A 21,736-nucleotide genomic window follows, 5' to 3' on the forward strand; every position below is an offset into this window, starting at 1 on the left:
GCACCCCCTCTCACGGAAACCCGCGCAAAAGCCCTCTTTAGAACCCCGTGCGCGGCCCGCTGCGGCGTTCGCGATCGACGGTGACATCCGACGCTTCCGGCGGCTCGACAATGTCGCCGCCCAGCAGATGCACGCCCTCGCGCAGCTTCACGAACGCGGCCGCCACCGCCTCCGGCTCGCCCTTCACGCCCAGATCGATATGCCGGCGCGCGTAGATCCCGCCGCGCTCGGTGTCGCCCACGCTCGGCAGGCTAAACACGCGCACGCCCGGAAAATCCTGCTCGATGCGCTCCATGAGCGGCGTGAGCGTCGATTCGGGCAGCTCGAACACCAGCAGCGACTTCTCCGCGTGCGGCGTCTGATGATGCAGGTGCGCGTATTTCGTGTCGAGCACCCATTCGATCATCGGCCAGGCCATCACCGGAAAACCCGGCACGAAATGATGGTCGCGAATCGAAAAGCCGGGGATCTTGTTGTAGCCGTTCGGGATGATCTCCGAGCCCACCGGGAAGGTGCCCATCTGGAAGCGATGCTGGTTCTCCGGCGAACCGTAGTCCACCGGATCGCTGCCCGTGTGCATGTCGCGAATGCGTTCGCGGATCGCGGCTTCGGCATCCGGATGCAGGGCGAGCGGCACGGAAAGCGCAGCCGCCGCGCATTGACGCGTGTGGTCGTCGGGCGTCGCGCCGATGCCGCCCGTGGAAAACACGATGTCGCCGGAGCCGAAGCTGCGGCGCAGCGTATCGGTGATGCGCTGCGGATCGTCGCCAACGTATTCGGCCCACTCGAGCGAGAGCCCGCGTGCGCCGAGCAGTTCGATGACCTTCGGCAGATGCTTGTCCTGGCGGCGCCCGGAGAGAATCTCGTCGCCGATGATGATGACGCCAAATGCCATATGTCGCCTCGCTACAGGTATTGAATGATGGGCAGAACGGAGAGCGCCTCAGTGCGCGACCGTCGTCACGCTGTGGCCGGCTTCCGCGCGCATGCGCTGGAGCGCTCGCAGGCAGTAGTTGCCGAACCACAGCGCCGTGAACACCAGAATGAACGCATAGATCCAGATGGTCACGGCGGCGACCACCGGAAAGAGCACCACGAGCCACGCCGACGACACCCAGATCGCCGTGGGCAGCGATCCGAGCAGCCCGCTCACCACGCCGATCGTCAGCAGCGGCAGGCGGTAGCGGCGCACGAGCGCGCGGCGTTCTTCGGCGCTCGCGTGGAGTGCGAGCGCGTCGTAGGTCATCACGCGATACGTGAGCCAGCCCCACAACAGCGGCGGCACCAGCGCGAAGAACGGCGGAATAAAAAGCCAGAGCGGCAGTGTCACCGCCATCAGAACGAGGCAAACGAGCGTCGTCCAGAGCGAATGCACGAGGCTGCCATACCAGCTGCCGCCGTGACGCATTTCGAGCGCGGCGTAGGGCCCGCGGGAGAGATAGCGGATCACGCGCGGCATGGCGAGCGCGACGATCAGCAGCAGCACGGTCACGACGATCAGCGGAATGGCGACGGCGACCACGACGAGCGGCGCGATGACGGCCCGCATGCCGCCGAGACCCAGCATGTCGAAGAGGTGATAGACCGAGGCCGTGAACGACCAGCTTTCGAGCCAGAGGCGAGCCGTATCGATCAACGGCTGCCAGAAGGCATAGAGCAGCGCCCCCCACGCGATCGCCGCCACGAGGAACGGGATGAACGTGAGGAACAGCATGACGGGATGGAACACGCTGGCGAGCGCGCGTCCGAACGAGCGCAGCAGATCATTCATGCGGGATGGGGGCGTGGGCGAGTCGGTGGTCGATGCGCAAGCCGCACAACGGCGCGGCGATAGCCGCAAGCATAAACCACCGCGCACCGCCGCGCGTAATGAGCGCGGAGTGGGACGCTCCCGCGAGCCGGCGCCCCGCCCGGGCAGGCGCCGTCAAGGGCTCTCAGGCTCCCTCATGCACCTCATGCGCCGTTGGGTGCCGTCACCGGCGCGCGGTCGTAGAAGTAGATCCCGTGCGGCGAGCGGCCCACGGGGATCGTCTTCACGAGCTTCCTGGTCTGCATGTCGACGATGCCCACGTGCTTCGCGAAGCGGAACGTCACCCACAGGTAGCGCTTGTCGGCGGTGAGCTCCATGTCGTCCGGGCCCGGCATCAGGCCACTGATCTCGCCCGTCTTTTCCAGCGTCTCTTCGTCGATGATGCTGATGGTGTTCGAGACACGGCTCGACACCAGCACGTGGCGCCCATCCACGAGCGAGCGGAAGTTGTGCGCCGCCTTGCCCACCTGGATCTGCTTGACGATCTTCTGGTTGCGCCAGTCCACCACGGCCACATAGTCCGCGCCCGTCATACCGACGAGCAGATACTTGTCGCCGGGCGTGAACCACAGGCCGGCCGGCGCCGGTCCGACCTTCATCTTCCACAGCACTGTCTGGGTGGGCAGATCCACGGCCGCGATCTCGCCCGAGACCTGCAGCGAGACGAACACGATGCGGCTGTCGTTCGTGAACGCCATGTGGCTGGGCATGGCGGAAAGCGGCAGGCGCTTTGCGACCGTGACGTCGCTGCCGCCGCCGTAGTGATAGATGTCGAGGCGGTCCAGACGCAGGCCCGTGGTGACGAACCACTTGTTGTCGGGCGAGAAGCCGAGCTGATACGGATCTTCGATGTTCTCGACCCAGCGCTGCGGCTTGCCGGTTTTCGGATCGACGAACAGCAGATTGTTCGACACCGAGTTCGCAACGATCAGCGACCGGTTGTCCGGCGTGGGAAAGAGGTGATGCGGTTCCTTGCCGGTGGGCACGGTGCCGACGACCTGCTGGGTTTGCGGGTCGATCAGGCTCAGCGTGGCTTCGCCGGAATTGAGCACGATGATGTTGTTCGTCTGCGCAGCGGCGCGCGCGGCGAACGGGAAAAGCGCAGCGCACGCCAGCGCGCCGGCAGCGGCGAGGCAGCCGGCGGCGCGGCGGAATTCGGATTTACGCATGGAAACTCACTTCCGGAAGGAAGCTGCCATTGTAGATCGTCCAGCCTTCCGCAAGGTTGACGCAGGCCTGTTGAAAAACAACCCTGCGTCAGAACACCACGCGCCGGAGCGCCCGCCCGGCACTAGCGCTGCATCGACTCCCAGACCTTGTGCAGGCGCTTGACCGATACCGGCATGGGCGTGCGCAGCTCCTGCGCGAAGAGCGAAATGCGCAGTTCCTCCAGCAGCCAGCGGAATTCCCCGAGCCGCGGATCGAACACGCCGCCGCGCTGGGACAACGCCCGCTGATACTGCTGCAGGAGCGGCTGGAATTCGGCGGACTGGCGCGCGTCGCGGGTAGCATCGGCCCGCAGCTTGTCGATGCGCAGCGCAATACCCTTCAGATAGCGCGGGAAATGCACGAGCTGCGCATACGGCGTATCGACGATGAAGCGTTTGCCGATCAGCGCGTCGAGCTGCGCCTGCATATCGGCCGCCGGCTGCCCGAAGGCCTTCGCCTGCACGAGCTTCTTCGTCACCGTGGCGTATTCGGCGAGGATCTGGCCCGCGAGCCGCGCGATTTCCTGCGCGAGCAGCGAGAGGCGCCCGCGGCCCTCGTCGCGGCGGGCGTGGAAGCTCGCATCGTCGTCGGGGAGCGGATCCTGCAGGCAGGCGCGGTCGAGCGCAAGGTCGATCAGCTGGTCGCGCAGCTCTTCCTGCGTCGCGCGCGCCATGAAATGCATCGCCATCTCGCGCAGGCCCGGCAGGTTCTTCTCCAGGTAGCGAATCGGCTCGCGCAGTTGCAGCCAAAAGAGCCGCCGCAATCCGGCGCGATGGATGCGCGCGGCCTCCTCGGGCGAGTCGAACACCTCGACGTCGCAATGCGTGCCGCGATCCACGAGCGCCGGGTAGCCAAAGAGCGTCTGCCCGCCCCGGCGGATTTCGAGCAGTTCGGGCAGCTTGCCGAAGTTCCAGGTCGTGAGGTTTTCGTACAGCGCCGTGGCCGGCGCAGCACCCGTTTCTGCCGCCGGCGCCGGCGTATGGGGCGTGCGCGAGGCGTTGCCACGGGTCGGCGCGGCCGCTGCGGGCGCGCTGCCCGGCAACGCTTGCGGCGGTTGCGGTGCATCGCCTTCCGCGTCCTCCTGCCCGCGCGTCTCCAGCGCCGCCAGTGCCGTTGCGCTCGCGAGCTTCTGGAACTGCTGCTGCGCCTGCGCGCCCAGTTCCGCACGCAGTTGCGCGAGATTGCGGCCCATGGCGAGCTGGCGCCCGTGCTCGTCGATCACCTTGAAGTTCATGAAGAGGTGTGCGGGCAGCGTTTCGAGCTTGAAGTCCGAGGTCTTCAGCGCGATTTGCTTCTGTTCGCGCACATCGGCAATCAAGGCTTCCACGAGACCGCCCGCACCGAAGCGTTGCGCGCCCGCGCGCTCGGCGAAACCCGCCGCATAGTCGGGCAGCGGCACGCAGTGGCGCCGCAGTTTCTGCGGCAGTGACTTGAGCAGCAGTTGCGCCTTCTCCTTGATCATGCCCGGCACGAGCCATTCGCAACGCCGCGCATCGACCTGGTTGAGCGCGTAAAGCGGCACCGCGAGCGTCACGCCGTCGCGCGGCGAACCGGGCTCGAAGTGATAAGTGAGCGCCATCGCGACGCCCGACATCGTCATGCGCTTCGGGAACAGGTCCGTCGTGACGCCCGCCGCCTCGTGGCGCATCAGGTCGTCGCGCGAGAGATACAACAGGCGCAGCTTGTCCTCGGGCTGGCCGCGCTTCTTCACCTCGTCGCGATACCAGCGCTCGAACGACGCCCCCGAATAGATGCCTTCGGGAATCGCCTGATCGTAGAACGCGTAGATCAGTTCGTCGTCCACCAGCACGTCCTGGCGGCGCGACTTGTGCTCGAGTTGCTCGATATCGGCAAGCAGCTTGCGGTTGTGCGCGAAGAACGCGAGCTTCGTGTCGAACTCGCCTTCCACGAGCGCGCCGCGAATGAAGAGTTCGCGCGCGCGCGCCGGGTCCTGGCGGCCGAACGCCACGCGGCGGCGCTGATACACCGGCAGGCCGTACAGCACGCCGCGCTCGAACGCGCTCACCTGCGCTGCACGCTTTTCCCAGTGCGGCTCGGAAAGCGACGTCCTGAGCAGATGCGCGCCGACCTTTTCGAGCCATTCGGGCTCGATCTTCGCGATCGTGCGCGCGTAGAGCCGGCTCGTCTCGATGAGTTCGGCGGCCACGACCCAGCGCCCCGCTTTCTTCACGAGCGCGGAACCGGGCCACAGATGGAACTTGATGCCGCGCGCGCCGAGGTAATGCGGCTCGTCGTCGGCCTTCAGGCCGATATTGCCGAGCAGGCCCGTGAGCAGCGCGTGATGAATCTGCTCGTAAGTGGCCTCCGATTCGTTCAGCCGCCAGCCGTGCTCGCGCACCACCGTCAGCAACTGCGAGTGGACGTCACGCCATTCGCGCAGGCGCAAGTGCGAAAGAAAGTTCGCGCGGCAAGCGTCTTGCAGCTGCCGGTTCGACTTCTTGTGTGCGACGGCTTCCTCGAACCAGGCCCAGATCCTGAGCCACTGGAGAAACTCGGAACGTTCGTCGGCAAAGCGCCGGTGCGCCTGGTCGGCCTGCTCCTGTGCCTCGATCGGCCGGTCGCGCGGGTCCTGCACCGAAAGTGCGCTCGCGATGATCAAGACTTCGCGCAACGACTGCTCGTCGCGCGCGCCGAGAATCATGCGGCCCACGCGCGGATCGAGCGGCAGGCGCGCGAGTTCGCGGCCGAGCGGCGTGAGCGCGTTGTCGTCGTCCACGGCGCCCAGTTCGTTCAGAAGCTGATAGCCGTCCGCAATCGCGCGGCCCGGCGGCGGCTCGATGAACGGGAACGTTTCGATGGCCGTGAGGTGCAGCGACTTCATGCGCAGGATCACGGCCGCGAGCGATGAACGCAAAATTTCCGGATCGGAAAATTTTGGGCGTGACAGGAAATCTTGCTCCTCGTAGAGACGGATGCAGACGCCGTCCGCCACCCGGCCGCAGCGGCCCGCGCGCTGGTTCGCGGCGGCCTGCGAGATCGACTCGATCTGCAGTTGCTCGACCTTGTTGCGATACGAGTAGCGCTTCACGCGCGCGAGCCCCGTATCGACCACGTAGCGGATGCCCGGCACCGTGAGCGAGGTTTCCGCGACGTTGGTGGCCAGCACGATGCGGCGCGCGTTCGAGGGCTTGAACACGCGTTCCTGCTCCTGCGCGGAAAGCCGCGCGAAGAGCGGCAGGATTTCCGTGTGCGGAGGATGGTGCTTGCGCAGCGCCTCGGCGGCGTCGCGAATCTCGCGCTCGCCGGGCAGGAACACGAGCACGTCGCCCGAGCCTTCGCGGCAGAGTTCGTCCACGGCGTCGACGATGGCGTCCATCAGGTCGCGGTCGCGCAGTTGCCCCTGCTCCCGTTGCGACTTGCCTTTTTCCCGCCCCGTCGTGCCCTGCGCGGCCTTCACCGCGGGGCTGTCCTCCTGCACCGGGCGATAGCGCAGCTCGACCGGGTAGAGCCGCCCGCTCACCTCGATCACCGGCGCGGGCTTCTCGTCGCTACCGAAGTGGCGCGCGAAACGCTCCGCGTCGATGGTCGCGGACGTCACGATCAGCTTGAGATCTGGCCGGCGCGGCAGGATCTCTTTCAGATAGCCGAGCAGGAAGTCGATGTTGAGGCTGCGCTCGTGCGCCTCGTCGATGATGATCGTGTCGTAGGCCTTGAGGAGCGGATCGGTCTGCGTCTCGGCAAGCAGAATGCCGTCGGTCATGAGCTTGACCGAGGCGCCCGGCGAGAGGTTGTCCGTGAAACGCACCTTGTAGCCCACCACTTCGCCGAACGGCGTGCCGAGTTCCTCGGCGATGCGGCGCCCCGTGGCCGACGCCGCAATCCGGCGCGGCTGCGTATGGCCGATGAGGCCCGTGCCGCCCGCGCCCAGGCCGCGCCCAAGTGCGAGCGCGATTTTCGGCAACTGGGTGGTCTTGCCGGAGCCCGTCTCGCCGCTCACGATCACGACCTGGTGCCCGGCGATCGCGCGCGCGATTTCCTCGCGGCGGCCGGAAACAGGCAGCGCTTCGGGGAACGTGATAGCGGGAATGGGGTTCGGCTCGATCACGCGGCGCGCGGGGCGTTCGCTGCGCTCCTTGCGTTCGGTGCGTTCGTCGCGTTCGGTGCCGCCCTTCTGCTCGGCGCGCGCACTGCGTTCCGCGTGCACCGGGTGTTGCTCCGCCCGCGCGGGCTGCTGCGCGCGTGGGCGCTCGGGACGCGCCTGCGGTGCGGATTTTTGCGGCCGTTGCCCGCCCGGCTGTTCTTTGCGCGGTGGCTGAGCGACGCGCTGTTCGCGCGGCGCGCCTTGCGGCCTGCGCGGCTCGTGCTGCACGCCGCGCTCGCGCGCAGGCGGCTTTGCGCCTTCGTCGGCAACGCGCGATGCGGGTGGCTTCTGTTCAGGCTGAGCGGCCGGTCGCGCTGCGCGCGTGGCTTCGTTCACGGCTTCACTGGCGGTTTCGCGCGCCGGTTCGACACGCTGCTCGACCGGAGACCGACGCTGCGAGGACGGCGGCTCGACCGGCACCGCCTTCTGCGCGGGGTTCTGCGCACGCGTTTCCTGCGGCGCCTCGCGCCCGCGCCGATCCTGCACGCGCGCGCCGCCCAGCGCGCCGCCCTTCATGAGCGACGAGAGCCGATCCGCAGACGCCAGCTTCTGAGCGTCTCCATACTTCTGCGAGGCGCGTTTTTCCTGCGCGCCGCCGTGCGCCGCACCGGACTCGTCGCGGGTGTTGCTGCCCTGCGCCGACGCAGGTCTTTTGGGTACATTCGACATGGGGGCGCATTATAATCCCGGGCATGAATTCCCAAACCGACCTCGTCCCCGCGCCCGCAGACTCGGCAGCCCCTACTGCCGCTGAGGAATCCGCCGCCCAGATCGTCGCGCAGCACGCGCAGTTCGTCGACTGGATGCGATCGGTCGCGCCCTACATCCACGCCTTCCAGGGCAAGACGTTCGTCGTCGGTTTCGGCGGCGAAGTCGTGCACCAGAATCTGCTCAACGCGCTCGTCGCCGACATCGCGCTCCTGCAGGCCATGGGCATCCAGATCGTGCTCGTGCACGGCTCGCGCCCGCAGGTCGAAGAGCAGATGAGCCTGCACGGCGTGGAATCCGAGTTCTCGCACGGCATGCGCATCACCAATGCCCGCGCGCTCGAATCGGCGAAGGAAGCGGCCGGCGAAGTGCGTCTGGATATCGAGGCCGCGATCAGCCAGGGGCTGCCGAACACGCCGATGGCGCACGCGCACATCAGCGTGGTGTCGGGCAACTTCGTGACGGCGCGTCCGGTGGGTATCCTGGACGGTGTGGATTTCCAGCACACGGGCGTGGTGCGCAAGATCGACGCCGATTCGATCCGTCACTCGCTCGCGAGCCGCAAGCTCGTGCTGCTCTCGCCGCTCGGCTTTTCGCCCACGGGCGAGGCGTTCAATCTCTCGATGGAAGACGTCGCTTCGGCGGCGGCCATCGCGCTGCGCGCCGATAAAATTATTTTCCTCACGGAAACTTCGGGCCTTCTGGACGAGGAAAGCGAGCTGATCCGCGAAATGTCGCTCGACGACGCCTACAAGCTGCACGAAAGCGGCACCGTGCTCGGCGACGCGGCGTTCTACCTCAAGCATTCGATTCGCGCCTGCCGCGGCGGCGTGGGCCGCGCGCACATCATTCCGTACGCGCTCGACGGCGGCGTGCTGCTCGAATTGTTCCTGCACGACGGCGTCGGCACGATGATTTCCTATGAGAACCTCGAGAGCCTGCGCGAGGCCACGCCCGACGACGTCGGCGGCATTCTCACGCTGATCGAGCCGCTCGAGATGGACGGCACGCTCGTGCGGCGCGGACGCCACCAGATCGAGCGCGATATCGACCACTTCTCGGTAATCGAGCACGATGGCGTGCTGTTCGGCTGCGCGGCGCTTTACGCGTACCCGCAGGAGCGCATCGGCGAAATGGCGTGCCTGACCGTGTCGCCCGAAGCGCAGGGCTCGGGCGACGGCGAGCGCCTCCTGCGCCGCATCGAGCAGCGCGCGCGGGCGCGCGGCCTCACGCGCATCTTCGTGCTGACGACGCGCACCGAACACTGGTTCCTCAAGCGTGGCTTCGTGAAGGCCACGGTTGACGATCTGCCCGAAGACCGCCGCCGCCTCTATAACTGGCAGCGCAAATCTCTCGTGCTGATGAAGCAGCTTTGACCGGGCCCGCGCGCCGAAAAGTGCAGCCAGCGCGCGAGACGCCCACCCCCACACAACTACAGCAATCCCTTGCATGGGACCGGAGCAGGTGCCGAGGCACTCACTCCGGATCGACAGGAGAAGCACAGCATGGCCCGAATGATTCAATGCGCGAAGCTCGGCAAGGAAGCCGAGGGTCTCGACTTTCCGCCGCTGCCGGGCGAGCTCGGCAAACGCATCTACGAAAGCGTCTCGAAGGAAGCCTGGCAGATGTGGCTGAAGCAGCAGACCATGCTCATCAACGAAAACCGCCTGAATATGGCCGATCCGCGCGCGCGCCAGTACCTGATGAAGCAGACCGAGAAGTTCTTCTTCGGTGAAGGCGCCGATCAGGCAGCGGGCTACGTGCCGCCGACCGAGGGCTGATTTGCCCCGGTGGCTTGCCCCACCGCCCTGCTTCTGCCTCTCTTCGGGAAGTGGGCGAACAGCCCGACGAAATCCGCGCCGCGTGCGCGGATTTTTTTATGCGTTTACCGTATTTCGAGGTCCCGGCCGGACTGCCGCGAAATCGGCGCAATCCTCCGCCAGGCGGGGCCTGCAGCGTGTTGCGACGCAGCGCAAGATAGGGGTGGTTTGCACGATCTTCGCTCATCGTGCTATCATGCCGCTTCGTTCAACAGGCTTTGGCCATCAATTGCGTTCAACCCCAAACGCAACCTGCGCAGCAAATTGAACGTTTTCATACAAAGAGACTGAACCGCTACGCGGCCGTCTTTTTCGTTTCAGCGGCGCTTCACAGGCACGCCCGTGCCCGTCCAGCGTCCTCATGCATCCTGCCCCCCAACAAGGCCACGCAGGTGCAACGACTACGCACAATTCGACCGAGTGTCGTTTCGCGACGCATCGGCACGCCTGTCCCGTACCGCGCCCGCGCTTGACCCGTTCAAGCCCGCGCCGCCGGGCCGGCCCGCCCTTTCGCGAAACCGCACTCCCCCGGCAAACCGTGGCGACCGCACATGCGGCCCCCGCAGTCATTGGAGATGCAAACCTTGACCGCTTCCACCTCCGGATCATCGGCCTCGACCGATCTCAGCCTCGACGACATCACGATCGTCGATAAAAACCTCCTCAAGCGTGCCGTGGGCGCCATGGCGCTCGGCAACGCGATGGAATGGTTCGACTTCGGCGTGTACAGCTATATCGCCGTGACGCTCGGCCAGGTCTTCTTCCCCTCGAGCAGTCCTTCGGCGCAGCTCATGGCGACCTTCGGCACCTTCGCGGCCGCGTTTCTCGTGCGGCCGATCGGCGGCATGGTGTTCGGCCCGCTCGGCGACCGCATCGGCCGCCAGCGCGTGCTCGCGATGACGATGATCATGATGGCCTGCGGCACCTTCGCGATCGGCCTGATCCCCTCGTATGCGTCGATCGGCATTGCCGCCCCCGCGCTGCTGCTCGTGGCGCGCCTCGTGCAGGGCTTTTCGACGGGCGGCGAATACGGCGGCGCAGCGACTTTCATCGCCGAATTCGCCACCGACAAGCGCCGCGGCTTCATGGGCAGCTTCCTCGAATTCGGCACGCTGATCGGTTATGTGCTGGGCGCGGGCACGGTGGCGCTGCTCACCGCCACGCTCTCGCACGCGGCGCTGCTCGACTGGGGCTGGCGCATCCCGTTCCTGATCGCGGGGCCGCTCGGGCTCGTGGGTCTCTACATCCGCATGAAGCTCGAGGAAACGCCGGCGTTCAAGCGCGAGGCCGAAGCCCGCGAAGCGGACGAAAACGCGCGCCCGAAGATGACACTCCGTTCACTCGTCACGCAACACCTGCGCCCCTTCCTGCTGTGCGTGGGCCTCGTCCTGATTTTCAACGTAACCGACTACATGGCGCTCTCGTATCTGCCGAGCTACCTCTCGGCGACGCTGCACTTCAACGAGACCTGGGGCCTCTTCCTCGTGCTCGTCGTGATGGTGCTGATGATGCCGATGACGCTCGCCGCGGGCCGGCTTTCCGATGCGATCGGCCGCAAGCCGGTGATGCTTGCGGGCTGCGTGGGCCTGCTCGCGCTCTCGATCCCGTCGCTCATGCTGATCCAGTCGGCCGAGGTGCTGCCGGTGTTCTGCGGGCTGCTGATCCTGGGCGCGCTGCTGTCGTGCTTTACGGGCGTGATGCCTTCGGCACTGCCGGCGCTGTTTCCGACCTCGATCCGCTACGGCGCACTCGCGATCGGCTTCAACGTCTCCGTGTCGCTGTTCGGCGGCACCACGCCACTCGTGGCCGCCTGGCTCGTGGACAGCACGCACAACCTCATGATGCCGGCCTACTACCTGATGGGCGCGGCGGTGATCGGCATGATCGCGGTGCTCGCGCTGCACGAGACTGCACGCCGTCCGCTGCCGGGTTCGGCACCGAGCGTGGGCACCCGGGCCGAAGCGCATGCCGTGTTGCGCGGTGCGCGTCTTGCGCGCGAACTCGACGACGAATACGCCACGGCCAACGCGGTGCGTGCTTGACGTACTTCTCTTCGTAACACTCGAAGAAAAGCCAGCTTCGCGCTGGCTTTTTTGCGTTCTGCCGCCGGGGCGTTCAGATCAGTTGGGTGTGTTCGACGCGCGGGCCGCCCGGGTTTCCGATCGTCAACATCGCCGCCGTAACGGGTAGCTTGAACCGCCTCGGCCCCGCGCTGCCCGGATTCACGTAAAGTACACCGTCGCGCGTTTCACTGGAAGGTTTGTGCGAGTGTCCGCTCACGACCACCGTTACGCCCTCCTCCGCCGGATCGCCTTGAAAGTCGGGCAATTCGTGCACCACGGCGATCTTCAGACCACCGATCTCGAGCACCGTCTGGACCGGCAACGCGTCGGCCCACGCGCCACGATCGTTGTTGCCGCGCACGGCGGTCAGCGGCGCGACGGCGGCAAGCGTGTCCAGCACATCGGGATGGCAGATGTCGCCGGCATGGACGATCGCGTCGCAGCCTTCGAGGAAGCGCTGGAGTTCGGGGCGCACCAGATTGTGCGTATCGGAAACGAGGGCGATGCGAAGCGGCGTTTGGGCAGGCATGCGGGGATTTTGAAGGCAAGGAGCGGCGCGAAATGGGCTTACGCGCGATTATCGCCGGGAGCGTGGGGCAGCGCGTGCCGATCGTCGCCGCCGAAGTACACGGCGAGCCAGACCGTGGGCGCCGTCTCGTCGGTCCAGGCCACGCGGTGCCGGCAGTGCGCCGGTATCTGCACGTAATCGCCGGGCAACAACCGCCTCAGCACCTCGCCTTCGGCTTCGAACTGCAGCGCGGCGGCACCCGCGAGCAGCACGACCCATTCGTCGCGCGGATCGTCGTACCAGAAGCCGGCGGGGCTCGCCTGCCCTGTCGAGACAATGCGCTCGATCGTCACGCCGTCCCGTCCGGCCAGCGGTTCGACGCGCTCGGCAAGCGCATCGCGATCGACGCCAGCAAAGAGATTGCCGAACGCGTACCCGTGCGCCGCCGCGTTCATTGCAGCGGTCTCAGGCCATCGAGCAGCGTAGGCACCAGTTCGCTGACCGTGGGATGCACATGCATCGCGAATTCGAGCGTCGTATAGGGAGCGCCGGCCGTCATCGTATCGATGAAGGTGTGGATCGCCTCGTCGCCCTCGATGCCGAAGATCGACGCGCCGAGGATGAGCTTCGTCTGCGCATCCACGAGCGCCTTCATGAAGCCGTCCGTTTCGCCGCGTTCGCGCGCGCGGCCCACGCGCGACATCGGCATGGTCGCGATCAGCGCCGGGCGGCCGCTTGCACGCACCTCGTGCTCGCTCATGCCGACGCGCGCAAGCGGTGGATCGACGAACACCGCCCACGCGGGAATACGCGTGTCGGCACTGCGGTTCGCGCCATCCAGCAGGTTTGCCGCGACGATCTGGAAATCGTCATAGGAGGTGTGCGTGAAAGCGCCACGCCCGTTGATGTCGCCGAGCGCCCACACGCCCTCCACGTTCGTACGCAACTGGCCGTCAACGGGAATATGGCCGTGCTTGTCGCGTGCAATGCCGGCCGCGTCGAGGCCCAGATCGTCGGTATTGGGAATGCGCCCCGTGGCGCACAGCAGATGCGAAACATCGAGCGATTCGCCATCGAGGGCAATGCGCACGCCACCGCCGGCAAGCGGTTCGACGCTGCGCGGTTCGGTGCCGAAACGAAACTCGATGCCTTCCCGCGCCAGCACCTCCTGCACCGCGCGCGCCACATCGTCGTCCTCGCGCGACAGCAGCCGCTCGCCGCGCACCAGCACCGTGACGCGGCTGCCGAAGCGGCGAAATATCTGTGCGAATTCGAGCGCGATATAGCTGCCGCCGATGATCGCCAGATGCGACGGCAAGGTCGTGAGTTCCAGTATCGTGGAATTCGTTTCGTACTGGATACGATCGATGCCGGCAATGGCCGGCACGAGTGCACGCGTACCGGTATTGATGAAGATCTCGGGCGCCTCCAGTTCAACGGGCGGCGCGCCGGCAGCGGCGATCTGCACGACGTGAGGCCCGGCGAAACGCGCGTGCCCCTGAAACACGCTCACGTTGGGAGCCGTGCGCAGCCAGCGTTCGACGCCTACCCGCGAGGCACCGATGATGCGGTCCTTGCGCGCCTTCACGAAGGCAAGATCGACACTGACTTCACCGCCGGCGTGCACGCCATAGTCGGCTGCATGACGCGCGACGTGGGCAGCGCGCGCGCACGCCACATAGGCCTTGGTGGGCGTGCACCCGACGTTGACACAGGTGCCGCCGAACGCCGCGCGCTCGATGATGGCCGTCTTGCGTCCGCTCTTGCCGAGCCGCACGGCCAGCGGCGGCCCGCTCTGCCCGGTGCCGATCACGATTGCGTCGAATCGCTCTGCCATGCCGGCTCTCCCTGGTGACAGTCCTGTTGCAAGCTCGTGGCGGCGCGCGTCGTCGCATCGGCCACACCTCGCGCCATCTTACGCCGCGATTGCGGCAGACCCGCGCGAACGTGACCGTGGCGCGGCGCTTACCAGTGTGGTGTGCGGTGGTTGCCTATTAGAAATACAGGAAATCCGGGAAAAAAAGAGCCGTCTCGCAACGCGAGACGGCTCACAGGGTGACGTCACAACAGCAAACGGGCGAAGCTGCCGCGCGTCAGGGGGATCGGGATTTCGCTGTGCTTTGCGCCTGCTTTGCACCTGTTTCGCGCCGTGTTTCGTATCCGCAACGGGCCGGTCGACAGACAGGGTCAGTGCACGCAATCTCCATGTGCGGCGACGAGCAGTTCGCGCGAGCGCTGCAGCGCAGCCCGCGCGCCACGTGTGGCGACCATGAGCCCAACCTGGCCCAGATTGAAGTCGAGCGAAACCATCATCTGCATGAGGTCCACCATGGGCAGAACCAATGCTGGTTGATATAACTGTCGTTCGATAAAAGATTTCATCATGGCTCCCGCGCCTGGCCATTGCTTCCAGCGGGATGCCATGGCATTTCGATGAATGCCATTCTAGGAATGAAGCGTGCGCCGATAAATGGCCCAAAAGTGAAGTCACTTGTCGCCATAGGTGAACAATCGACGCAGGGGCGGCGGGACAAGGGGCTATCGACGCAATAGCGTCGCCCGGACCACGCCCAGAGGCGCTCCGGGCCTCAGCATCGGGAGCTATTCGAGCGGCGTGGCGACGAATTCCGGCCACTGCTCGGCACGCCCGGAGAGCGCCGCCAGCGCCGGATAGCGAGCCGCCTCGGCCACGCCCGGCAAAATGTACTGCGTAAAGCGCCATGCCACGGCCGCCGTGATGTCGGCCTGCGTGATCCGGCCTGCACAAAGCCACCCTTGCCTGCCCGCCACGAGCTCGTCCAGCACCGCATACGCGGCGTGCATCTGCGCACTCACACGCTCGAACCACGGCTCGTGCTGGCGCTCGGCCGGGCGCAGCTGACGCTCGTACACCTGCTGCACGGTCTTTTCCATCGCCGCGAGCGCAAAGCCGTTCACGCGCAGCGCGAAAACACGCTCCTGGTTTTCCTCGGGCATGAGACGCCGCTCGGCGGGCACCTTGCGGTCGAGGTAGTCCAGAATCAGTGTCGAATCGACGAGCAGCGTGCCATCGTCGTCAATGAGCGTGGGCGCCTTCACCACCGGATTGATCCGGGCAAACGTGTCGTAGCCGCTGAAGACGGACACGCTGCGGTGCTCGAACGGCAGTCCGAGCACGTGCAGCGAAATGGCGACGCGGCGCACGTAGGGGGAGTCCATCATGCCGATCAACTGCATGGCTTTGCCTCATCGAAAAAGGGAACGGGCCGTCGATAGTGCGGGATCGCAAGAGGCTTTTCAAGCCCGCATCGCATTACCGTGGTTCTGTCCGCCGTCATACATAGTCTGGAGTCCGATTCATCTCGTGAGATCCGTCCTATTTCACCAGCACTCCGAACCCTGTCCGACAGACTTCCCCGGACCGGAAAGAACCGCGAAAAACCGTGCCAAAAAAACGCTGTAGCCGGCCGTGTCGATCTGTCGCGCTTTTTTAGCTCCCGTTTTTATGGCCTCGAAGCTACAGTGGTTTGTTGACGTCCCACGTGACGCGACGCGGCATTGCTGCGACGCAATGCCCAGCTCCGTGAAAAGCCCGTGCGACGCAGGCCCGCACCGGTAAAGGCGCAACGCAATGGAGGTCGCCTGATCAGGGTGCCGAATCATTACGCAGTACGCATTTAACGGGGTTTTTTCGCGCCGCATGTGCTGCACCGCATCGCCGGGAAACTCCTGGATTCATGTCGCGCGTGCCTGCGCTAGTCTGAATGCACCAGGAGACGAAATCATGAGACAAGCATTCAATGTCGGCGTCGTCATCATCCTTGCACTCCTCGTCGCGAACCGGGTCGTCAACCGCTTCGAGGCGCACGGTAGCCACTCGCTCACGTGCGCCCAGGGTTCCGTACTCGTGAAAGCCGAGGCGCTGGCGCGTGGCTTTACCGAGCTGGGCGCGCGCAGCCAGGGCGAGAACTTCTTCTCGTCCTGTCTCGTCTCCGGCCAGGGGCAGGTCGGCGACACCACCGCCCACGACTGAGCCTACCCGCCTGATTGCCGCAGCGCGCGTCCTCGCGCGCCTGGACGGGCGTGTCCTCGACGGCGTTCCTGAACGCCCAGGGTGCCCCTTGCCGCCTTTCCTGGCTTAATGGCTTGAGCTTCCCACGGCACCCTCGTCGCCAGCAGGCGGTTGATCCCGGCGCGCCGGTCACAGACCCGGTGATATGCTCGCGCTCTCGACCTTCGGCCGGAGCGCCCCTCATGACCGAACCAGATCCTAACGGCAATGTCCATCGGGCAGCTGCCGTCGGTTATTCCCCCACCGCCGCCGACCACTATGTGCGCGGCCGCCCCGATTACCCGCCCGAAGTCGCCCTCTGGTTGCGCGACACGCTGGGCCTGCGCGAAGGCCAGACCGTGGTCGATCTGGGCGCGGGCACCGGCAAGTTCACGCGCCGCCTCGTCGAAACCGGCGCCAGCGTCATCGCCGTCGAACCCGTTGCGGCAATGCGCGCGAAGCTCGCCGCAGCGCTCCCGCAGGTCGATGTGCGCGACGGCGCCGCCCAGAGCATGCCGCTCGCCGATGCGTCCATCGATGCCGTGGTCTGCGCCCAGGCGTTCCACTGGTTCGCCAACGCCGCCGCGCTGGCCGAAATTCATCGTGTCTTGAAGCCGGGCGGCCGCTTCGGCCTGATCTGGAACCTGCGCGACGCGCGCGTGGACTGGGTGGCGCGCCTCGACGCCATCGTCAACCGCGTGGAAGGCGACACGCCCCGCTACTACACGGGCCAGTGGCGGGCAGCCTTCCCGTTCCCGGGATTCGGAGCGCTGCAGGAGGCGCACTTCTCGGTCGGACACAGCGGTTCGCCGGAGGACGTCATCGTCGCACGCGTGAAATCGACGAGCTTCGTCGCCGCACTACCGGCCGCCCAGCAGGCGCAGATCGAGGCGGAAGTGCGGGCGCTGATCGACGCCGAACCGACTTTGCGCGGACAGGCCACGGTCACCGTGCCATACGAAACCGCGGCCTTCGTCGCCGTCAAGCAGGGCGAGGCGGCATCCTGAGCAAACTGTCCGGGGTGCCGGCCATGCAGCACCGCTCCGGCCGGCTGGCTGGCCCCCAGACCCTTGCTGGAAGCGCGTGCCCGGCTTTCTTTCGGGTTGCCAACGGCGCCGAAGCGCGGCGACAATGCTCCGGTATCCGGGGGAATTCATGAGAAAACGCATCCTGTGGGCGGGAGTCAGCATGCTGGCGGCATGCACGTCGGTCACCGACGTGAATTCAAGACAGGATGGGCACCTGATGGTCACGAGCCGCGCGCGCTGGGACATCGTGTCCTGGAATCGCGTGCGCACCGCCGGCATCAAGGAAGCACAAGCCTATTGCCACAAACGCCGCAAGGAAATGCACACCGTCGAGGTGCACAGCGAAGGAGTGCGCGGCGTGACGACCCAGACAGTAGAGGTCATATTCGACTGCATCTGACGCAGAGGCCGAAAGCGCATTGCCAGAAACCGCTGAACGGCCCAAGGAGTGGCGCCTGGCGGTAGCCGGGGAGCCCTGTCCCGGCGTCAGCAAACCTTGCCATTGCGCAACAGTTTGTTGTCGTTCTCCCCAGTATCCAATCGGCATGATCGGTTTAAACTGACGAAACTTGACGAAACATTTGGTTACGTCTTTAACCGACACGAATCATGCTGACCGCATTCTTCATCGCGTGCCCGTTCGGCATCCTGGCGTTATTCGGCTTCGCCAGAATGATCGATCCGCGCACTGGGCATATTGGCGGCCGTTGACTGGCAACTGGCCCGTCATGCAGAGCGGTCGCTCTGCTAGCCTCCGACCGGGCGCTTTTCTCCGCCAGGCTGGCTGCGATAGCCGGCGATTCAGCCTACTGAACTGCCGCGCTTGCGGCATCGAAACCGGTCAATCGTTTGCGTGAAGGAATTGAGCCGCAAGAGCGTCTGCAGCAATTCGTGACATAGAAGGGATTTGGGAAAAGAAGCCTGGTGCCGGGGCGAAACCGGGAATACCTGAGCAGATCTATCGCCCTAAGAACGGCAAGGATCGGTCACGGAGAAGGCCACTCCGCCAGCCATCTAGCAACCAGGTTCCTGCCTCCCCACTTCACCACGATTTTCATCAACAATTGTTAATTGCGTGCGCAACGAAATTGCGCCGCGGGAGAACTGTCTGGAGAATGGCCCGGAGGATATTCGATTCACTGCATGCCCCGGAGACAAAGCCAGACCCATGACCCCATCCGCGCCCACCCATCCACCGGCTTCTCCGCAGCCTGCCCCGCCGAAGCTCAAACCGCTGCCGTTTGCCTTTCCGTTTCTTCGCAAGGGCCAGTCCACCGCTTCTTCGCAGTTCACCGACGAGCACGACATTTACCGGCTGCTGGCCACGAGCGAGGCGTCCGGCTCTTACCTCGTCAGCCGCAAGGGCATGTGGCACGGCGGCATTCACATCACGGAAGCAGGCGCGGGCCAGGCGCTGGACCTGGACGCCGGATTGCGTTGCATCGCGGACGGCGTGCTCGTCGCCTGGCGCGCCAACCGGGACTACCCGGTCAGTGAACTGGCAGCGGACGGCGGTAACGCGCCGTTTCAGGCTCCCTACAGTACGGGCTTTGCGCTGGTGCGTCACGAGATGGAGTTCCCGCGCGGCACGAAGCTGACGTTCTACAGCCTGTACATGCACCTGATGTCCAGCGCCGACTACGACAGCAACTTCCCGAAGCGGCAGAAACCGGCGTACTGGTCGCGGCAGTGGACGATCACGAACTACGCGCAGGACAAACCTACCCCTGTGGCCGGACAGGTTGCCGATGGACAGGTCGGCCTGCACGTGCGCAGGACGCCCAACGGCCCTGTCCTTGGCATCCTGCCGCAGGGCGCGAGCGTCAGCATCGGCAAGACGGAAACGGTGCACGGCGCGACGTGGGGGCAACTGACGGACCTGAACGGAGCCACGCTGTATGCGCCTGTCGCGGGCGGCTACGTCGCGCCCGCCGCAGCCATTACCGGCTGGATTTTCCTGGGCGCGCAGAACGGCGGGCCGGTCGCGAAAGAAACCATGCCGGATTCGACCTTCGACCGGGTAGTCGTCACCACGAACCAGGCGTGCAGCCCGGGCGATCTACAGGGCACAGGCGGCGGCATTCCCGTCAAGGCGGGCGACCTGATGGGCCACCCGGGGCGCTACGACTCGCTGGACCGGTGCACGGCTGGAACGCGCATGGCGCACATCGAGGTGTTCTGCGACGGGAGTATCAAGCCGTTCATCAAGGCCGGGCGCAACTGGGTCAACGCCAATTGCGCGAACGTGAAGCAGTGGAGTCAGCTTGGCCTGTCCGCAGACCCGACGATTCTCCGTATTGACCGTGGGACCACGCTATACGACAGAGACCCGAGCGGAAGTACGCCGCCGCAAAAGAGTGACCATGCGAAGCAAACCGATGTCATCCAGGCCTATCCGTTCGCCGCCCTGCCGCAGGACGCGGCGCACCTGTTCACGGAGACCGCGCCCGGCAGTGACGGCGCGAAGCGTCGCTGGTGGAAAGCAGACAGCGCGGACAGGCAGCGCAATCCCATCTCGGGTTGGGTGCGTGAGCAGAACTTTGCGGGTGGCCGTGTGACCCGCGAGTTTTCACAGGACTGGATCGATTTCGAGTGCCACGACGAAGACCACGATCCGGCGCACACCATTTTCGCGACCACGAACGACTATGTGGACTACACGCTCGGCAGCGATACGCCAGGCGCGGGTTCGCTTGGCAAGCTGAGTCCTCTCATGGCCGCCATCTACCGCGTCCTGTATCCGGGCGGCGACGGTGCTCAAGCGGCGGACGAACTCTGCGCTTTGGGGCAGAACACCCCGGGCGCGGGCTTCCCGTGGGCCGCCTTCCGGGCGTCGCGCCTGATTGCAAAGCACGAAAGCGAATGGGCCAACCCGGCGAAGTGGCAGGAACTGGTCAGCGCCATCGAGCAACATACCGGGCCGAAGCCTGAACATGAAGAGGAAAAGAAACGCATCGCGAAGCTCGCCTGGTGGGACGAGGTGCAGGCCGGGGTGGCGGGTTTCCCGGGGCCGGACGTCTACCACATCAACCCGGTTGGATTGGTGGGGAATTTCAGTGCGAGCGGCTCACTGAAATGTACCCACTGTGGTATTGATTTATCAATAACGTCACGCCTGCTTAAAGAAATTTTTGCAAATATCAGCGATGCGAATGCAGAGTACTTCTCCAAGGCTGTCACCGTCGCATTTGGGAAATATAAGATTGATTCGTGCAACCGCGCAGCGCACTTTTTAGGCCAATGTGAAGTCGAATGCGCAGGATTTACAGCTTTTCGCGAGAATTTAAATTACACCAACGGAGACCATCTTTGGTCAACTTATCGCACAGCTTTAACAAATGGACTGCGCAGAATGCATCCAATGTGGACTTCTGCTCAAATGGAAACTTATGCAAAAACTCACTTGATTTACAACGATAGTGAACTTGGTGAAGTGCTTTTTGGAGATGACGAATGTCCCGGCAGAGATTATCGAGGACGAGGTTTATTACATATGACATGGCTCGCAACATACAAGAAATACAAGCGGGCAAGTGGCATTGACGTGGTTAGCGACCCAAATAAGGTGCAAAATGATCCAGCCGTCGCAAGTGACTCATCCGCATGGTTCTGGAGTTCGCATTCGATTAATACTCCAGCTGATGTCAACAATGTACACGGAGTGACGCACGTGATAAACCCAGCGTTAAAGGACTTTGCTCGACGGAAAGCTGCTGCTCAAAGAGCTTTCGCTGCATTGAATAAAGGTAATCAGCCCTGCAAGCAAGATTGGGATTCGACTCTTACGACGGGGAACGGATGGTGATGAAAGTAATTAAAATCTCTATGGTACTGCTGGGTTTGGCATGTGCAGCGGCCCCGTGTTACTCCGCAGATGAATTTCCAGCCAGTCTCTCCGCCGATGTAATTCGACCGGGCTGCTCAATATTCTTCTCCAAGGAATTTCACCCCGTTCAAGATGATCCATTGAGTACTCCGCTGTTCTCTATTGTTGAATCATGGAAATGTCGCGATGGCGAGGATTTACCAATTGATAAATATGGAATAAATGGCTCGAGCCCTGATATAGTAACTGTTTTTTATTGGGGGCGACATGATATTGTGGTGCTTATTAAGTGGGAAGTAAATTCCCAGGCAGCTGACTATTCGGGAGATTACTATAAATTATTTGCCTACACGTATTCGAATAAATTTGGATCACCAAAATTTGTCAGGGATAACGAGTTAATGAAATATTTTCCAGCTGGTTTTGATGGGGTCAAAAAAAATGGGGCATCAATTACTTATCCATTCAAGGATGCATCCTCCATACGCAAAAAACTTCGATCCGTTCACCTTAACTAAAGTTTTGAGTATTGTTCTCGTGAGAGAGTCCTGTCCTCGATAATGTTGCTCAACTGCGCAAAACATGGGCCGCCCACGCTTGCATCATCGGGCGGCGCGGTTCTAGCTGCGGCC

At 64.3% G+C, this 21,736-nt stretch carries 17 protein-coding genes; 8 read left to right on the forward strand and 9 right to left on the reverse strand.

Annotated features, from left to right (window positions below; genetic code table 11):
* Window positions 1-37: 37 nt before the first annotated feature.
* From U5760_RS20355 to hrpA, 4 genes are all read right to left on the reverse strand, one after another.
* Window positions 38-895 (reverse strand): competence/damage-inducible protein A, encoded by an 858-nt coding sequence (locus tag U5760_RS20355; protein WP_322014078.1) that lies wholly within the window; start codon window positions 893-895, stop codon window positions 38-40.
* A gap of 48 nt (window positions 896-943) precedes the next feature.
* Window positions 944-1,771: an EI24 domain-containing protein gene (locus U5760_RS20360; protein ID WP_322014079.1), complete on the reverse strand. Its 828-nt coding sequence runs from the start codon at window positions 1,769-1,771 to the stop codon at window positions 944-946.
* 182 nt (window positions 1,772-1,953) lie between these two features.
* The gene (locus tag U5760_RS20365) at window positions 1,954-2,979 is read right to left on the reverse strand and encodes a cytochrome D1 domain-containing protein (RefSeq protein ID WP_322014080.1); all 1,026 of its coding nucleotides are present in this window, start codon (window positions 2,977-2,979) and stop codon (window positions 1,954-1,956) included.
* Between the two features lie 122 nt (window positions 2,980-3,101).
* A complete protein-coding gene (hrpA, locus tag U5760_RS20370) occupies window positions 3,102-7,790 on the reverse strand; it encodes an ATP-dependent RNA helicase HrpA (RefSeq protein ID WP_322014082.1) in 4,689 nt (1,562 codons plus the stop codon).
* A 23-nt stretch (window positions 7,791-7,813) separates the two neighbouring features.
* Here hrpA and argA point away from each other — a divergent pair, with 23 nt between their 5' ends.
* The 3 genes from argA to proP all read left to right on the forward strand — a co-directional run bounded on the left by argA (window position 7,814) and on the right by proP (window position 11,691).
* On the forward strand, window positions 7,814-9,205 hold the full coding sequence (gene argA / locus U5760_RS20375; RefSeq protein ID WP_322014083.1) for an amino-acid N-acetyltransferase: 1,392 nt from the start codon (window positions 7,814-7,816) through the stop codon (window positions 9,203-9,205).
* A 129-nt stretch (window positions 9,206-9,334) separates the two neighbouring features.
* The gene (locus U5760_RS20380; RefSeq protein ID WP_322014084.1) at window positions 9,335-9,610 is read left to right on the forward strand and encodes an oxidative damage protection protein; all 276 of its coding nucleotides are present in this window, start codon (window positions 9,335-9,337) and stop codon (window positions 9,608-9,610) included.
* Window positions 9,611-10,224: 614 nt separating this feature from the next.
* Window positions 10,225-11,691, forward strand: coding sequence for a glycine betaine/L-proline transporter ProP (gene proP / locus U5760_RS20385; protein WP_415914138.1), 1,467 nt, complete (start codon window positions 10,225-10,227; stop codon window positions 11,689-11,691).
* A gap of 73 nt (window positions 11,692-11,764) precedes the next feature.
* Here proP and U5760_RS20390 read toward each other — a convergent pair whose 3' ends face one another.
* The 5 genes from U5760_RS20390 to U5760_RS20410 form a co-directional block, all read right to left on the reverse strand.
* On the reverse strand, window positions 11,765-12,241 hold the full coding sequence (locus U5760_RS20390) for a metallophosphoesterase family protein (RefSeq protein ID WP_322014086.1): 477 nt from the start codon (window positions 12,239-12,241) through the stop codon (window positions 11,765-11,767).
* A 38-nt stretch (window positions 12,242-12,279) separates the two neighbouring features.
* Window positions 12,280-12,675 carry a cupin domain-containing protein gene (locus U5760_RS20395; RefSeq protein ID WP_322014087.1) on the reverse strand — a complete coding sequence of 132 codons (396 nt, stop codon included), beginning with the start codon at window positions 12,673-12,675 and terminating at the stop codon, window positions 12,280-12,282.
* Window positions 12,672-14,057, reverse strand: a complete 1,386-nt coding sequence (locus tag U5760_RS20400; protein ID WP_322014088.1) for an FAD-containing oxidoreductase — start codon at window positions 14,055-14,057, stop codon at window positions 12,672-12,674. The genes U5760_RS20395 and U5760_RS20400 overlap by 4 nt, the downstream gene beginning before the upstream one ends.
* A gap of 350 nt (window positions 14,058-14,407) precedes the next feature.
* Window positions 14,408-14,602, reverse strand: coding sequence for a hypothetical protein (locus tag U5760_RS20405; RefSeq protein WP_028224367.1), 195 nt, complete (start codon window positions 14,600-14,602; stop codon window positions 14,408-14,410).
* Window positions 14,603-14,821: 219 nt separating this feature from the next.
* Window positions 14,822-15,436 (reverse strand): glutathione S-transferase, encoded by a 615-nt coding sequence (locus U5760_RS20410; RefSeq protein WP_322014089.1) that lies wholly within the window; start codon window positions 15,434-15,436, stop codon window positions 14,822-14,824.
* Window positions 15,437-15,983: 547 nt separating this feature from the next.
* Between U5760_RS20410 and U5760_RS20415 the strand changes: the two genes are divergently transcribed.
* The 5 genes from U5760_RS20415 (at window position 15,984) to U5760_RS20435 (ending at window position 21,622) form a co-directional block, all read left to right on the forward strand.
* Window positions 15,984-16,232: a hypothetical protein gene (locus tag U5760_RS20415; RefSeq protein WP_322014090.1), complete on the forward strand. Its 249-nt coding sequence runs from the start codon at window positions 15,984-15,986 to the stop codon at window positions 16,230-16,232.
* A 221-nt stretch (window positions 16,233-16,453) separates the two neighbouring features.
* Window positions 16,454-17,257, forward strand: a complete 804-nt coding sequence (locus U5760_RS20420) for a class I SAM-dependent methyltransferase (protein WP_322014091.1) — start codon at window positions 16,454-16,456, stop codon at window positions 17,255-17,257.
* Between the two features lie 148 nt (window positions 17,258-17,405).
* Window positions 17,406-17,678, forward strand: coding sequence for a hypothetical protein (locus tag U5760_RS20425; protein WP_322014092.1), 273 nt, complete (start codon window positions 17,406-17,408; stop codon window positions 17,676-17,678).
* 768 nt (window positions 17,679-18,446) lie between these two features.
* Complete coding sequence (locus U5760_RS20430; RefSeq protein WP_322014093.1) at window positions 18,447-21,083, forward strand: glycoside hydrolase family 19 protein; 2,637 nt, start codon at window positions 18,447-18,449, stop codon at window positions 21,081-21,083.
* Window positions 21,083-21,622, forward strand: a complete 540-nt coding sequence (locus U5760_RS20435; RefSeq protein WP_322014094.1) for a hypothetical protein — start codon at window positions 21,083-21,085, stop codon at window positions 21,620-21,622. Before U5760_RS20430 ends, U5760_RS20435 begins: the two co-directional genes overlap by 1 nt.
* The last annotated feature ends 114 nt before the right edge of the window (window positions 21,623-21,736 follow it).

Origin of the sequence: Paraburkholderia sp. J12 (assembly GCF_905220215.1) — a bacterium.
Lineage (GTDB): Bacteria > Pseudomonadota > Gammaproteobacteria > Burkholderiales > Burkholderiaceae > Paraburkholderia.